Annotated in this window: 13 protein-coding genes; 8 read left to right on the top strand and 5 right to left on the bottom strand. The window is 69.3% G+C overall.

What is annotated here, in order from left to right; all coding sequences use genetic code 11:
* Window positions 1-58: 58 nt before the first annotated feature.
* Both ACQ5SP_RS15235 and ACQ5SP_RS15240 read left to right on the top strand, forming a co-directional pair.
* The gene (locus tag ACQ5SP_RS15235) at window positions 59-1699 is read left to right on the top strand and encodes a DUF4139 domain-containing protein (RefSeq protein WP_430939257.1); all 1641 of its coding nucleotides are present in this window, start codon (window positions 59-61) and stop codon (window positions 1697-1699) included.
* Window positions 1700-1832: 133 nt separating this feature from the next.
* Window positions 1833-2186: a hypothetical protein gene (locus tag ACQ5SP_RS15240; RefSeq protein ID WP_430939258.1), complete on the top strand. Its 354-nt coding sequence runs from the start codon at window positions 1833-1835 to the stop codon at window positions 2184-2186.
* A gap of 49 nt (window positions 2187-2235) precedes the next feature.
* On the opposite strand, the gene ACQ5SP_RS15245 is transcribed toward ACQ5SP_RS15240, so the two are convergent.
* A complete protein-coding gene (locus ACQ5SP_RS15245; RefSeq protein WP_430939259.1) occupies window positions 2236-2886 on the bottom strand; it encodes a carbonic anhydrase in 651 nt (216 codons plus the stop codon).
* Window positions 2887-3035: 149 nt separating this feature from the next.
* Here ACQ5SP_RS15245 and ACQ5SP_RS15250 point away from each other — a divergent pair, with 149 nt between their 5' ends.
* Both ACQ5SP_RS15250 and ACQ5SP_RS15255 read left to right on the top strand, forming a co-directional pair.
* Window positions 3036-4424 (top strand): leucyl aminopeptidase family protein, encoded by a 1389-nt coding sequence (locus ACQ5SP_RS15250; protein WP_430939260.1) that lies wholly within the window; start codon window positions 3036-3038, stop codon window positions 4422-4424.
* Window positions 4421-5257, top strand: a complete 837-nt coding sequence (locus tag ACQ5SP_RS15255) for an NlpC/P60 family protein (protein WP_430939261.1) — start codon at window positions 4421-4423, stop codon at window positions 5255-5257. Before ACQ5SP_RS15250 ends, ACQ5SP_RS15255 begins: the two co-directional genes overlap by 4 nt.
* 1 nt (window position 5258) lies before the next feature.
* Here ACQ5SP_RS15255 and ACQ5SP_RS15260 read toward each other — a convergent pair whose 3' ends face one another.
* On the bottom strand, window positions 5259-5612 hold the full coding sequence (locus tag ACQ5SP_RS15260; RefSeq protein WP_430939262.1) for a DUF2794 domain-containing protein: 354 nt from the start codon (window positions 5610-5612) through the stop codon (window positions 5259-5261).
* 506 nt (window positions 5613-6118) lie between these two features.
* Between ACQ5SP_RS15260 and ACQ5SP_RS15265 the strand changes: the two genes are divergently transcribed.
* Together ACQ5SP_RS15265 and ACQ5SP_RS15270 are read left to right on the top strand one after the other, a co-directional pair.
* The gene (locus ACQ5SP_RS15265) at window positions 6119-7699 is read left to right on the top strand and encodes a gamma-glutamyltransferase family protein (RefSeq protein ID WP_430939263.1); all 1581 of its coding nucleotides are present in this window, start codon (window positions 6119-6121) and stop codon (window positions 7697-7699) included.
* Window positions 7700-7722: 23 nt separating this feature from the next.
* Window positions 7723-8115, top strand: coding sequence for a rhodanese-like domain-containing protein (locus ACQ5SP_RS15270; RefSeq protein WP_430939264.1), 393 nt, complete (start codon window positions 7723-7725; stop codon window positions 8113-8115).
* Here the strand turns inward: ACQ5SP_RS15270 and hspQ are convergent.
* Window positions 8112-8438, bottom strand: coding sequence for a heat shock protein HspQ (gene hspQ, locus ACQ5SP_RS15275; RefSeq protein WP_430939265.1), 327 nt, complete (start codon window positions 8436-8438; stop codon window positions 8112-8114). The two genes, ACQ5SP_RS15270 and hspQ, sit on opposite strands and share 4 nt — an antisense overlap.
* Window positions 8439-8533: 95 nt before the next feature.
* Here hspQ and ACQ5SP_RS15280 point away from each other — a divergent pair, with 95 nt between their 5' ends.
* On the top strand, window positions 8534-9415 hold the full coding sequence (locus ACQ5SP_RS15280) for an AEC family transporter (protein ID WP_430939266.1): 882 nt from the start codon (window positions 8534-8536) through the stop codon (window positions 9413-9415).
* A gap of 77 nt (window positions 9416-9492) precedes the next feature.
* Window positions 9493-10074 carry a lytic transglycosylase gene (locus ACQ5SP_RS15285; protein ID WP_430939267.1) on the top strand — a complete coding sequence of 194 codons (582 nt, stop codon included), beginning with the start codon at window positions 9493-9495 and terminating at the stop codon, window positions 10072-10074.
* 1 nt (window position 10075) lies between these two features.
* Here the strand turns inward: ACQ5SP_RS15285 and ACQ5SP_RS15290 are convergent, their stop codons facing one another.
* Together ACQ5SP_RS15290 and ACQ5SP_RS15295 are read right to left on the bottom strand one after the other, a co-directional pair.
* Window positions 10076-10687 (bottom strand): LolA family protein, encoded by a 612-nt coding sequence (locus ACQ5SP_RS15290; protein ID WP_430939268.1) that lies wholly within the window; start codon window positions 10685-10687, stop codon window positions 10076-10078.
* A gap of 61 nt (window positions 10688-10748) precedes the next feature.
* The gene (locus ACQ5SP_RS15295; protein WP_430939269.1) at window positions 10749-13529 is read right to left on the bottom strand and encodes a DNA translocase FtsK 4TM domain-containing protein; all 2781 of its coding nucleotides are present in this window, start codon (window positions 13527-13529) and stop codon (window positions 10749-10751) included.
* Window positions 13530-13533 lie beyond the last annotated feature (4 nt).

Here is a 13533-nt window from a genome sequence, read left to right on the forward strand (position 1 = left end):
CCTTGCTTTTTGGGCGGTGCTGGCGGACCCTGACCCCCCACAACGCGCGGAGGCCCCCATGCGACGGATCCTTGCAGCCCTGGTCCTTTTCCTGCCCACGATGGCCGCCGCCGAGGATATCGTCGTCCCCTCGGCCGTCACGCGCGCCACCCTCTATCCCGACGGTGCCGCGCTGACCCGCCTGGCCGAGGCCGAGCTGCCTGCCGGGTCAGGCGCGGTGATCGTGACCGGGTTGCCCCGCGGTCTGAACCCCGACACGCTGCGTGTCTCGGGCGCGGGGGATTTCCAGATCGGCGCGGTCAGCTACCGCGACCGCCGCCTGCCGCCGCGCGCGCCGGAGGACGGCGCCGCGATCGAGGCCGCCCGCGCCGAGATCGCCCGGCTCGAGGCCGCGATCCGCGAGGCGACGGCGGAGATCGGCGCGATCCGGCTGCGGATAGATGCGGCCCGCGCCCGGCTCGACTTCCTGTCGAGCGTCGGCGCCTCCAAGGCGGCGGAGCCCCTGGCCGGCAGCAGCCCGGCGGAGATCCGCGATCTCGCCCGGATGCTTGGCGAGGAAACCCTTGCCGCCCGGTCCGCGGCGCACGCGGCCGAACAGGAGATCGCCGCGGCCGAACGCGCGCGCGCCGAGCTGGACGAGGAACTGGCCGAGGCGCGCGCCGCGCTCGAGGCGCTGACCCGCCCCGCGCCGCCGGGCGCGGCCCTGCGGGTCGAGGTTCGGGCCGCGGCCGCGACGTCGGCCCGGCTCGAGATACGATACCAGAGCCCCGCTGCCGCTTGGCAGCCCGTCTACGACCTGCGGCTGTCGCGCGGCGAGACGGCGACGCTGGAGCTTGTGCGGGGCGCGCTGGTGCGCCAGGCCACCGGGGGCGACTGGACCGGCGTGGCGCTGACGCTGTCTACCGCGCGGCCGTCCGGCCAGACGGGTCCGTCGGAGGTCATGCCGCGCCGCCTGCGGATCGGCCCGCCCGTCACCGCCGACCGCCAGCGGATCAGCGGCGAGTCCGAGATGCTGTCCGGCGCTGCGGAACCGGCGCAGTCCGCGCCCGCGGCCGACGCCATCGGCGCCCGGACCGAGATGCAGGGCCTTACCGTCGTCTACCGCTATCCGGACCCGGTCGACGTCGCCAGCGGCGCCGAGGCCGCGCGGCTCGCGCTGGACCGCATCGCGCTGGCCCCCGATCTCACCGCCGTCGCCGCGCCGCGTCTCGACGCCACCGCCTATCTCGTGGCCGAGGCCGAGAACGCCAGCGGCGAGCTGATCCTTCCGGGACCGGTCTCGTTTTACATGGACGGCGCTTTCGTGGGCTCCGGCCAGATCGGGCTCTGGGCCGGGGGCGAGACGGCCCGCTTTCCCTTCGGCCCGATCGAGGGCCTGCGCCTGTCGCGCCGTATCCTCGAACGGCTGGAGGGCGACCGGGGCGTGATCTCGCGCTCCAACCGCGTCTTCGAGCGCGCCGAGATCGCCGTCGAGAACCTGACCGACCGGGCCTGGCCGGTGCAGCTGCGCGACCGCGTCCCCTATTCCGAGCAGGAGGATCTGCGGATCGACTACACCGCCGAACCGCCGGCCGACACCGCCGATCCCGACGGTCTGCGCGGCGTGCTCGAATGGCGCTTCGAGATCGCGCCGGGCGGCACGCGCACGATCCGGCTCGAACACGAGATCAGCTGGCCCGAGGGTGACATCCTGCGTTAAGCGGCCACCGGCCGGACCGGACCTGTTGCAGTGAAGCCGCGCCCGGCGGCGGTATGGAACCTATCCCCCGGATTTTGATGCGATTTTGGGGTAGGCTGGCCGGATCGGCGAGAATGATAACGAGCAGTCGACCATGAAAAAGATCCAAGAGGCAGGTGCCGGTGCCGCCCCCGTGGCGTTCCCCTGGCAGGCAGATCCCGATTTCCACGATCCCGACAGCGAGACCGCGGCGCTCTTGCGCGCGGCGCTCCGGCCCGTTTTCGACGGGGCGAGCGACTGGGCGGGCCTTATCGCGGCGCTGGGACGGCGCGGCGTGCGGCTGGCCATACGCGAGGGGCGTTTGGTGCTGACGGATGGTGAAACCGGGCGGCGCATCTGCACCGCGCGGCTTCTCGGCCATCCGCTGGCGGACCTGGCCGCGCGCCTTGGCCGGCCCTGCGTGCTGGCCCGCCGCGACGCACCGGCCGCGGGCGAGTTCCTGCACTAGGCCACGCCCGGTCCCGCGTCATGGCCGTGCGCCCGTGCGGGGCGCCGGATCAGATCAATTGGAAATCCTGGCGCGCCGGGACGTACTGGAAGAGTTGGCCTTCGGCGATGTCGTTCCAGAGCCCGTGCAGCGTCAGCCGCCCGGCCTCGACCGCTTCGCGCACGAAGGGGAAGGTCATCACGTTCTCGAGCGAGACCAGCACCGCCTCGCGTTCCAGCGCCCGGTGCTTCGCGGTGTCGTCGGCTATCTCGGACACCCGTTCGTAGCCGGGACGGAGAATGTCCATCCAGCGGCCGATGAAACTGGATTTCTCTTCCAGTTCCGGCGCCTTGCCCTCGCACATCTCGAGACAGCCATGCACGCCGCCGCAGTTGGAATGCCCCATCACGACCAGATGCGCCACCTTGAGCGCCTTTACCGCGTATTCGACCGCTGCCGAGGTGCCGTGGTGGTCGCCGTCTGGCTCGTAGGGCGGGATCAGGTTTGCAATGTTGCGGTGGATGAAGAACTCGCCCGTGTCGGCGCCGAAGATCGAGGTGACGTGCACGCGCGAGTCGCAGCACGAGATGACCATCGCCCGCGGGTGCTGCCCCTGTTCGGCCAGTTGCATGTACCAGCCGCGGTTCTCGGCATAGGTCGTCGCTTTCCAGCCCTGGTAGCGCTGAACGAGATAGGATGGCAGCGGTTTTGCGTGATCCATCGGGTGTCCCTCGGTTCTTGTTCTGCCGTCTCTAATCCTCAACGCGCCGGAATTCGAGCGTTTTGTCTCGCGTGGGGCCGCGCGGTGACCCTTGCGGCGGCTGGGGCAGGCGCTAGGCTGTGCGCCAGTCCGCAGCGGAGATTCCTTGAATGACACCCCGTTTCGCCCCCGCTGGCGCCGAGTCGCGCCCGGTGACACTGATCGACCCGGACCGCCTGCCGGGCTGGCGCGAAAACCAGCCGGAGCGGCTGCGGCGCTGGGTGGACGAGACCGGGTTCAAGGCCGCCGCGGGCGAGCTGTGCCGGCTGCCGGGCGAGGACGGCGCGCTGGCCGGGGCGCTGTTCGGCCTGGGCGATCCGGCGCAGGCCGGGCGCAGACGGTTCCTGGCCGGGCGCGCCGCCGCCGCGCTGCCCGCGGGAACCTATCGTCTCGATGGCGATCTGGCACCGGCGGCGCTGGAGGAGGCGGCGCTTGGCTGGTTGCTGGCGGGCTACCGCTTCGACCGCTACAAGGCTCAGCCGCCGGCCGAGGCGATGCTCGTCGCGCCCGACGGGGTCGATGCCGCCCGGATCGAGGCGATCGCCGCGGGCGAGTTCCTGACGCGCGACCTGATCAACACACCGGCGGCCGATATGGGACCCGAGGCGCTCGAGGCGGCGTTCCGCGCGCTCGGCCAGGACTTCGGCGCCCGGGTCGAGGTGATCCGGGGACCGGCGCTGCTCGACGGGAATTTCCCGCTGATCCACGCCGTCGGCCGCGCCGCCGCCGAGGCGCCCCGGCTGCTGGACATGCGCTGGGGGGCCGACGACGCGCCGCGCCTGACGCTTGTCGGCAAGGGGGTCTGCTTCGATACCGGGGGGCTCGACATCAAGCCGGCGCAGTCCATGGCGCTGATGAAGAAGGACATGGGCGGCGCCGCCGCCGTCATGGGCCTCGCGCGCATGATCATGGCGCTGGAACTGCCGGTGCAGCTCCGGGTGCTGGTGCCGGCGGTCGAAAACGCGATCTCGTCCGACTCGTTCCGCCCGCAGGATATTCTCGCATCGCGCAAGGGGCTGACCGTCGAGGTCAACAACACGGATGCCGAGGGACGGCTCGTGCTGGCCGACGCACTTGCGCTGGCCGACGAGGAGGCGCCCGACGCGCTGGTCTGCATGGCGACGCTGACCGGCGCGGCGCGGGTGGCGCTGGGCCCGGATATCGCCCCGTTCTTCACCGACGACGGCACGCTGGCCGCGGCGTTGCAAAGCGCGGGCGACGCGGTGGCCGACCCGGTCTGGCGGCTTCCATTCCACGCGCCTTACGAGGCAATGATCGAACCGGGCATCGCCGATCTCGACAACGCGCCCCGCAACGGCTTTGCCGGGGCGATCACCGCCGCGCTGTTCCTGCGCCGCTTCGTCGAGAACGCGCGGCGCTTCGTCCATTTCGACATCTATGGCTGGGCGCCCGAGGGCGACGCGGCCCGGCCCAAGGGCGGTGCGGGGCAGGGCACGCGGGCCCTGCTGGACGCGCTGCCCAGGGTGCTGGCGCAATGATCGGGGATCGTCGCCTGACGCTGGCCAATGCGCGCGTGGCCGACGTGGCGCTGCAGGGCACGGTCGAGGCGCCGCGCTACGTCACGCCGGCGCCCCGGCAGTGCCGCCAGCCCGTCGCCGACATCCTCGACCGGCCCGGTCCCGAGGGGGCGCGGGACAGCCAGCTGCTCTTCGGTGACCCGTTCGCGGTGATCGAGGAGCGCGATGGCTATGCTTTCGGCCAGTGCGCGCGGGACGGTTATGTCGGCTTCGTCGAGACCGCGGCGCTCGGCCGGCTGGATACGCCGACGCACTGGGTCGCGGCCCCGGCCACGCAGCTCTATCCCGACGCCGAAGCCAAGTCGCGGGCCGAGACGGCGCTCTTCATGGGGACGGCGCTGCGCGTGCTGGCCCAGAAGAACGGCTTCGGCAAGATCCAGACCGGGCATTTCGTGCCGATGGCGCATCTGAAGCCCTTTGCCACCCGGTATGCCGATCCGGCCGGCGTGGCGGAGCTGTTCCTGGGCACGCCGTATCTCTGGGGGGGACGGAGCCGCTGGGGCGTCGATTGTTCGGGGCTGATCCAGCTGGCGCTGGAGGCCTGCGGCATCGACTGTCCGCGCGACAGCGACATGCAGGAAGCGGCGCTCGGCCGGCCGCTCGCGAAGGGCGAGCCGCTGCGCCGTGGTGACATCGTGTTCTGGAAGGGACATGTCGGCATCCTGACGGCGCCGGGCATGCTGCTGCACGCCAACATGCATCACATGGCCGTGGCCCAGGAGCCGCTGCTGGAGGCGACGCGCCGGATCGCCGAGACCGACACCGGCCCGGTGACCAGCCGCCGGCGGCTTTGAGCTAGTCGTTCACCGCGCGGATCAGCTTGCGTTCGAGGACGCGGAGCACGGTTTTCAGGTCGTGGCCGCGCTTCAGGATCCGGCCGTCCATGCCGATCACCGCGTACTGGCCCTGCCGGTCGCGCAGCTTCGGGCGTTTCTCGATACGGTAGAGCGGATGCTCGGCGGTGCGGCGGAAGACCGAGAAGACGGCGACGTCCCGCAGGCAGGACAGCCCGTAGTCGCGCCATTCGCCCGCGGCCACCATGCGGCCGTAAAGGGACAGGATGCAGCCGAGCTCGCCGCGGTCGAAGCTGACCTGTTGCGGGACGGATTGCCTGCCCTGTCCGGGCTGCGCGGGATCCTGCACGTTCATGTCCCAAGAGTTGCGCGGCGGGGCCGTGAAATCAAGCGGTGCCTTGGAATGGACGCGAAATCTTCGCGGTATTTCCGCCGCCGGTCCAATCTTCAGCCCGGTTTCGGGACGATAAGGATCCGTGTAGCGAGTAACGCTTCAGCCCGGTGCCGTGGATATCATCCCCCACCCAGCCCACGGCACCGGGTCGTGCGCCCGCAGGGCGCGCAACGGGCTTCCAGCTGTCACCGCATTGGAAACGCATTGTTTTCCGATGGGACCGAGAGTCCTCAATCCTGCCCTTTTCCAAGCAAACCGGCGCCGGAAAGCCGGGCTACCCCTTGGCTCGTAGCTGCCAGAGCTTCCCCCGGCGTCGCGTTACGAAGCCCCCACCCAGTGCGCGGCGTCGGGGTCTCTGGCAGCTTCTCCCCGCTCTTTCGAGTCCTCTGGCATTTCCGGGTTGGAAAGCCCGCGGCGCGCCCCTAGGCTCCGGCCGGTATCGCTGAGTTGGGGAGGACAGGGAAACGATGCGCGATTTCCATCTGCCGGGGCGCTCGCCCGTATTCGCAACGAACGGGATGTGCGCGACGTCGCATCCCCTGGCGGCCAAGGTCGCCGTGCAGATGCTGGAATCGGGCGGCAACGCCGTCGACGCCGCCATCGCCGCCGCGGTCCTGCTGGGGATCTGCGAGCCGCAGATGACCGGCATCGGCGGGGACTGTTTCGTCCTTCTGAAACCGGCCGGCGAGGATCGGATCATCGGGCTCAACGGCTCGGGCCGGGCCCCTGCCGGGCTCGACCCGGCGGCGCTGCGGGCCGAGGGGATGCGGAAGATCCCGGACGGCAGCGTGCATTCGGTCACGGTGCCGGGCGCCGTCGACGCCTTTTGCCGGCTCTCGCGGGACTGGGGCCGAGCGGGGCTCAAGGCCAGCCTGGCCCCGGCGATCCATTATGCCGAGGCCGGCGTGCCGGTCGCGCCGCGCGTGGCGTTCGACTGGCACGAGGCGGCCGACAGCCTGCAGGGCGATGCGCGCCGGCATTACCTGTTCGACGGTGCCGCGCCGCGCGAAGGGCAGGTGTTCCGCGCGCCGGGCCAGGCCGAGGTGCTGCGCCGGATCGGGCTCGAGGGGCGCAAGGGCTTCTACGAGGGCGAGGTGGCCGAGGACATGGTCGCAAGCCTTCGCGCCATGGGCGGGACCCACAGCCTCGACGATTTCGCGGCGACGGCCTGCGACTACACCGACCCCGTCGCGGGAACCTACAAGGGCATGGAGCTGCTCGAGCATCCGCCGAACGGGCAGGGCGCGACGGCCATTCTCATGAACAACATCCTGGCGCATTTCGACCTGCCATCGCTCTACCCGATGGGGGTGGAGCGCGCGCATCTCGAGGCCGAGGCGGCCAAGCTCGCCTATGATGCGCGGAACCGTTTTCTCGCGGATCCGGACCACACGGCGCGCCTGGACCACATGCTTGCGCCCGAAACGGCGGAGAAACTCGCCGCGCTGATCGATCCGGACCGCGCCATGCCGGCGCCCGCCGCGCTGACAGAGTCCGTGCACAAGGAAACGGTCTACCTGACGGTGGTGGATCGCGACCGGATGGTGGTCTCGATGATCTACTCGGTCTTCAGCAGCTTCGGCTCGGGGCTGGCCTCGTCGGCGTTCGGGATCAACTTCCAGAACCGGGGCTCCGGGTTCACGCTGGAGGAAGGTCACCCCAACGAGGCGGGCGGCGGCAAGCGGCCGATGCACACGATCATCCCGGCCATGCTGCGCAAGGCGGGCCGCGTCATCATGCCTTTCGGCGTGATGGGCGGGGGCTACCAGCCGGCTGGCCACGCCCGCTTCGTCACGAATATGGTGGATTACGGGATGAATCCGCAGCAGGCCATAGATGCGCCGCGCTGTTTCTCGGATGCCGGCGACATGAGGGTCGAGCGCGGCTACCCGGACGCGGTGCGCCAGGGCCTGGCCGATCTCGGCCACCACGTCAGGATCCCCGAAGCGCCGATCGGCGGTGCCCAGGCGATCCTGATCGATGACGAGACAGGCGTTCTGCAGGGCGCGTCGGACCCGCGCAAGGACGGCTGCGCCTTGGGATACTGAGAACACAGGGAGGACAGACAGCCATGGCAATACGTCCGGTGAAAGACATGGTCGCCGAAGCGAAGGCCGGGATCGAGACCATGCCCGTCGCAGAGGCGATGCGCGCCGCCGCCGCGGGCGAGATCCAGCTTGTCGATATCCGCGACGTGCGCGAGCTGGACCGCGACGGGCGCATCCCGGGGGCGCTGCACGCCCCGCGCGGAATGCTCGAATTCTGGGTGGATCCCGAGAGCCCCTATCACAAGCCCGCCTTCGACACCGACAGGAAGCTCGTGCTGTTCTGCGCATCGGCCTGGCGGTCGGCGCTGGCGACGCGGACCCTGCGCGAGATGGGGCTGGAGAACGTCGCCGAGATGGCGGACGGCTTCAAGGGATGGGTCGCGGCCGGCGGCGCGGTGGAAAAGCGCGACCCCTAGTTGAGCTGCACGTCCAGGTCGTACCGGCCGTTCTCGAGATCGCCGAAGATGGCGGGCACGTCAGGGTGATCGACGGGCTCGCCGGTTTCATCGGGCACGAGGTTCTGCTCGGACACGTAGGCGATGTAATAGCTCTGCTCGTTTTCCGCGAGCAGGTGGTAAAACGGCTGATCCTTGCGCGGGCGGCTCTCTTCCGGGATCGACTCGTACCATTCCTCGGTGTTGGCGAACTCGGGATCGATATCGAAGACCACCCCCCGGAACGGATGCTTCCGGTGGCGGACGATCTGGCCCAGCATGTATTTCGCGTGCGACGTCAGCATGCGTGTTGTCACCCCTTTCGCCCCCATGTAACTACGCCGGCAGCCGGAGTCCACCAGCGGGGCCGGGTTTCAGAGTCAAAACGCGGAAACAATCTGTGACCCTCGTCCTGACAGTTCTCGAAATCGTCGCGCCGGTTTTCATACTGGCGGCGATCGGGTTCACCTGGGTGCGGCTTGGCGGTGAATACAGGGTCAAGTTCGTCACCGAGCTGGCGATGACCCTGTCGGTTCCCTGCCTGATCTTCACGGCGCTGATGGAAACCGAGATCGACCCGCAGGCGCTGACGGCGGTTTCCTTCGCGGCGGTCCTGGCCTACGGGGCGGTGACCACCCTGACATGGGTCATGGTGCGGATCGCCGGGCTCGAGGTCCGGACCTGGCTGGCGCCGCTCATCTTCGGCAACACCGGAAACCTGGGCCTGCCCCTGGCCCTGTTTGCCTTCGGCGACGAGGGGCTCGGCTTTGCCGTGGTGATCTTCGCGATCATGGCGGTCTACTCCTTTACCTTCGGGGTCTGGGTGGTGGCCGGCGGGGGATCGCCGCTCAAGGTGCTGCGCGAGCCGATGGTCGGGGCCACGATCCTCGGGCTGCTGTTCATGTCGCAGGGCTGGCAGACCCCGGTCTGGATGACCAATACCCTGAAACTCCTGGGCCAGATCGCGATTCCGCTCATGCTGATCACGCTGGGCGTGGCGGTTGCGCGGCTGCATCCGCGCGGGCTGGGCCGCGCCGTCGTTCTGTCCGTGCTGAAGATCGCGCTCTGCATCGCCATCGCCTGGGCGGCCGGGCGCTGGTTCGCGCTCGGCCCGGTGCCCTTCGCCGTCCTGGTGCTGCAGCTTTCGACGCCGGTGGCGGTCACGTCCTACCTGATCGCGGAGAAATACGGCGCCGAGGCCGACCACGTCGCGGGCCTCGTCGTGGTCTCGACGCTGCTTTCCGTCGTCACGATTCCGCTCACCCTCGCGGTTTTGATCTGACCGCGTCCGAATGACCGTTTCGTTTCGGGCCGATTTCCCGTATTCTGACCGCAAAACAAGCCGAGCATCGGGCAGTCATGAACAGGCTTATCATTATCGGGACGCTCCTGCTGGTCGCGGCCTGCGGAGGCGGACGCTACGACCCGCCGCGCAACCTCGACGATGCCTGCGCCATCGCGCGGGAACGCCCCAGCTGGATGCGCGACATGGAACGCACCGAACGCCGCTGGGGCGTGCCGGTGCATGTCCAGATGGCGATCATCCACCAGGAGAGCAGTTTCATCGGGAATGCGCGTACACCGCTGCGCTACTCGCTGGGCGTCATCCCCATGGGCCGGCAGAGCTCGGCCTACGGCTACAGCCAGGCAATCGACGGAACATGGGACTGGTATCGCGACGAGACCGGGAAACGGTTCGCGCGGCGCGACCGCTTCGACGATGCCGTGGATTTCATGGGCTGGTACATGAACGAAACGCGCGAGCGCAACGGCGTCCCGCTTTACGACGTTCGCAACCAGTACCTGGCCTATCACCAGGGGCACACGGGCTTCGCGCGTGGGAGTTACCGAAACAAGGCCTGGCTCCTGCGGGTTGCCGACCGCGTGACCGACCGCGCGGCGATGTACCGCGGGCAGCTGCGGCGCTGCCGCTTCTACTGAGTCACTCGGTCAGGCCGCGGGTGCGCAGCTCGGTCACGATGCTGAAAAGCCGGCTGGACAGCTCCGCGCCGGTTTCCATCTCGCCGAGGATCACGGTGGTCTCCGTTCCGGCCTCGTTGGTCACGACCCATTGACGCAGCTCCACGGGATCCGCGGTGAAGATCATCCGGATATTGCCGTATTCCGGGTGTTCGGGATCCTGCGCGACAACTTCCGTGCGCGTCCCGTCCCCTTCATGCGCCACCACCATGTCCGAGCGCCCGAGATTCACGTCTCGCTCGAGGATGATCGAGAGCGGCGTGCGCCGCAGCGGGTATTGTTCCGGCGCCACGTTGGACTTGGCGTCGAAGATCGCGACGGTGCCGCCCCCGGCCATGACCAGCGCCGGCGCCGGCGGGTCATACTCAAAGCGGATGCGCCCGGGGCGATGCATGTAAAGCGTGCCGGTGGAAACCGAGCCGTCGGCGTTCACCTGCGTGAACTCCGCCTCGGCGGTCGTGATCCCGTTCAGGTAGCGCGAGATCTCGGCCAGCGGGATCCTGTCCTGGGCCGCCGCGGGCAGGGCCAGGACGGCGGCGAGGAAAACGGCGCTCAGGCGGTGCAGCATCATCATGGGGTCAACATATGGGCGCGGGCCGGCCGATGCACCAGACCCCCGCTCACGTTTCGGCGATCTATTGCTGCTCGGGTACGAGGATCTCGCGTTTGCCGACATGGTTGGCCGGGCTGACGAGGCCCTGTTCCTCCATCTGCTCCACCAGGCGCGCGGCCTTGTTGTAGCCGATCGCCAGCTTGCGCTGGATGTAGGAGGTCGAGCATTTCCGATCCTTGACGACGATCGCGACCGCCTGGTCGTAGAGGGCGTCCTCGCCATCCGTGTTGCCGCCCAGCCCGAGCACCAGGTCGATATCGCTTTCCTTCTCGTCGTCGGGGCCTTCCAGCACGCCGGACACGTATTCCGGCGACCCGAAGGACTTGAGGTGGCGGACGACTTCCTCGACTTCCTCGTCCGAGACGAAGGGCCCGTGGACGCGGGTGATCCGCGCGCCGCCCGCCATGTAGAGCATGTCGCCCATGCCCAGCAGCTGCTCGGCCCCCTGCTCGCCCAGGATCGTGCGGCTGTCGACCTTGGAGGTCACCTGGAAACTGATCCGCGTGGGGAAGTTCGCCTTGATCGTGCCGGTGATGACGTCGACCGAGGGGCGCTGGGTGGCCATGATGAGATGGATGCCGCTGGCCCGGGCCATCTGCGCGAGGCGCTGGATGCAGGCCTCGATCTCCTTGCCCGCCACCATCATGAGGTCGGCCATCTCGTCGACGATGACGACGATGTAGGGGATGGTCTCGGGGGCGAATTCCTCGGTCTCGAAGATCGGCTCGCCGGTTTCCTCGTCGAAGCCGGTCTGCACGGTGCGCTGGAACATCTCGCCCTTGGCCAGCGCGTCGCGCACGCGGCCGTTATACCCCTCGATGTTGCGGACGCCCATCTTCGACATCTTGCGGTAGCGTTCCTCCATCTCGCCCACGACCCATTTCAGCGCCACCACGGCCTTCTTGGGGTCGGTGACCACCGGCGAGAGCAGGTGCGGGATACCGTCATAGACGCTGAGTTCCAGCATCTTCGGGTCGATCATGATCAGCCGGCACTCCTCGGGCGTCAGCTTGTAGAGCAGGCTCAGGATCATGGTGTTGATGGCGACCGACTTGCCCGAGCCGGTGGTCCCCGCGATCAGCAGGTGCGGCATCTTCGAGAGGTTGGCGACCACGGCGCCGCCGCCGATGTCCTTGCCCAGCGCAAGCGGGAGCCTCTGATTGCCGTCTCCGAAATCCCGGGAGGAGAGGATTTCGCGCAGAAGCACCTTCTCGCGCTGGGCGTTGGGCAGCTCGATCCCGATGACGGAACGTCCCGGAACCGTGGAAACACGCGCGCTGAGCGCGGACATGGACCGCGCGATATCGTCGGCGAGCCCGATGACGCGGCTGGCCTTCAGCCCCGGCGCGGGTTCGAGTTCGTACATGGTGACGACCGGGCCGGGCCGCACGCTGACGATCTCGCCCTTGATGCCGTAATCGTCGAGCACGTTCTCCAGCATCCGGGCGTTCTCTTCCAGCGCCTCGTCCGAAAGCTGCTGGCGCACCACGGTCGAGGGGGCGGTCAGCAACGAGAGCGGCGGCGCCTCGTAGGCGTCGGGGTCTTCCTCGAAGCTGAAGGCCGGCTGCGCCTCGGCACGGGCCTGGCTGCTGGGCGCGGGGGCTTTCCGGGCCGGGGCCTGCACGACCTTGCGCTTTTCCGCGGCCGGGGGCCGCGGATAGGCGGTGCCGTCGCCCGCGACCGCGTCGGGATCGGGCGTCTCGAACATGGGTTCCGCGTGGAGCGGCCCGGTCTCGTCCTCTGGCGCGAGGTCGGCCCCGGGTGCGGCGTCGCCGGTCTGAACCGGCGGTTCCTGGCGCTGCCGGATATCCATCACCCGGTCCCGGCGCGAGCGGTTGCGGATGACGTCGTTGATCTTTTCGCGGATCCGCTCGTCGCTCGGTGCGTCGATTTCCGCCTCCGGGTCGATGTCCGCGTCGATCAGTTCCGGCTCCGGTTCGGCGGCGCGCGTGCCCAGCAGCGGCACGCGGGCGAACAGCGACGGTTTGCGCCGGGGCGCCTCTGGCGGATCGGCCGGTTCCGGCGCCTCCTCGATCACGGGTTCGGCGCGCCGGACGCGCGGTTCGCGGTGTAGCGCGGGGTCCGCCGCCGCGCGCGCGGCCTGCTGCGCGGCGTAGCGATCCTTGAGCGCCGCCGCCCCCTGCACCGTCACCAGGCCGAGGCGCCGCAGAAGCGCGAGCGCCGCGGTGTAGGTGACGATGACCCCGATCAGCAGAAACCGCGCGCCGGCGCGCAGCTCCGCCCGGTCGGCGCCGAGGACGAAGAGACCGAGCGCCACCATCGCGATCCCCGAAAGCGCCGCCAGCGCCTTCAGGCCCAGCGCCGGGTCGATGGGAAGCAGGCCCAGCGCCGCGCCGAGAACCGTGTCCCCGAACAGCCCGCCAAGGCCGAAGGAATGGGTCCAGCCCGCGACCGGCACATGCGTCGAGGCATAGACCGAGGCGACCGCGATGGCGATCGGCGCGAAGATCACCCGCGACAGCGCGCGCTCCTCGCCCCGGTGCAGGACGCAGCGCAGGCCCCAGCCGGCCAACAGCCCGGCCAGCCCCCAGGCGCCCCAGCCGATGGTAATGTAGAGTGGGCTCGCCACCGTCGCCCCGAACTGGCCGAGCCAGTTCTGCGCCGGCGCGTCCGTGGCCGAGAGCCAGCTCGGATCTTCCGGCACGTAGGAGCCCAGCATCAGGCCCAGCGCGACGCCGAGTCCCACCAGGAGAAAGCCCAGCAGTTCCAGGCCACGCTTTTGCAGCGCAGCCTGCATGTTGCTGTCCAGAAGGGGGTCGCGTTGCCTCGCCTGATACGCCATGTTC

This window comes from Rhodovulum sp. YNF3179, from assembly GCF_050586465.1.
Classification (GTDB): Bacteria; Pseudomonadota; Alphaproteobacteria; order Rhodobacterales; family Rhodobacteraceae; genus CAJXYS01.

Excerpts from the sequence above, each read along its gene's own strand:
- ACQ5SP_RS15285 (WP_430939267.1), top strand. The coding sequence starts at position 9,493 with ATGAACAGGCTTATCATTATCGGGACGCTCCTGCTGGTCGCGGCCTGC.
- ACQ5SP_RS15295 (WP_430939269.1), bottom strand. The coding sequence starts at position 13,529 with ATGGCGTATCAGGCGAGGCAACGCGACCCCCTTCTGGACAGCAACATG.
- ACQ5SP_RS15240 (WP_430939258.1), top strand. The coding sequence starts at position 1,833 with ATGAAAAAGATCCAAGAGGCAGGTGCCGGTGCCGCCCCCGTGGCGTTC.
- ACQ5SP_RS15260 (WP_430939262.1), bottom strand. The coding sequence starts at position 5,612 with ATGAACGTGCAGGATCCCGCGCAGCCCGGACAGGGCAGGCAATCCGTC.
- ACQ5SP_RS15255 (WP_430939261.1), top strand. The coding sequence starts at position 4,421 with ATGATCGGGGATCGTCGCCTGACGCTGGCCAATGCGCGCGTGGCCGAC.
- ACQ5SP_RS15265 (WP_430939263.1), top strand. The coding sequence starts at position 6,119 with ATGCGCGATTTCCATCTGCCGGGGCGCTCGCCCGTATTCGCAACGAAC.
- ACQ5SP_RS15270 (WP_430939264.1), top strand. The coding sequence starts at position 7,723 with ATGGCAATACGTCCGGTGAAAGACATGGTCGCCGAAGCGAAGGCCGGG.
- ACQ5SP_RS15290 (WP_430939268.1), bottom strand. The coding sequence starts at position 10,687 with ATGATGATGCTGCACCGCCTGAGCGCCGTTTTCCTCGCCGCCGTCCTG.
- ACQ5SP_RS15245 (WP_430939259.1), bottom strand. The coding sequence starts at position 2,886 with ATGGATCACGCAAAACCGCTGCCATCCTATCTCGTTCAGCGCTACCAG.
- hspQ (WP_430939265.1), bottom strand. The coding sequence starts at position 8,438 with ATGCTGACGTCGCACGCGAAATACATGCTGGGCCAGATCGTCCGCCAC.
- ACQ5SP_RS15235 (WP_430939257.1), top strand. The coding sequence starts at position 59 with ATGCGACGGATCCTTGCAGCCCTGGTCCTTTTCCTGCCCACGATGGCC.
- ACQ5SP_RS15250 (WP_430939260.1), top strand. The coding sequence starts at position 3,036 with ATGACACCCCGTTTCGCCCCCGCTGGCGCCGAGTCGCGCCCGGTGACA.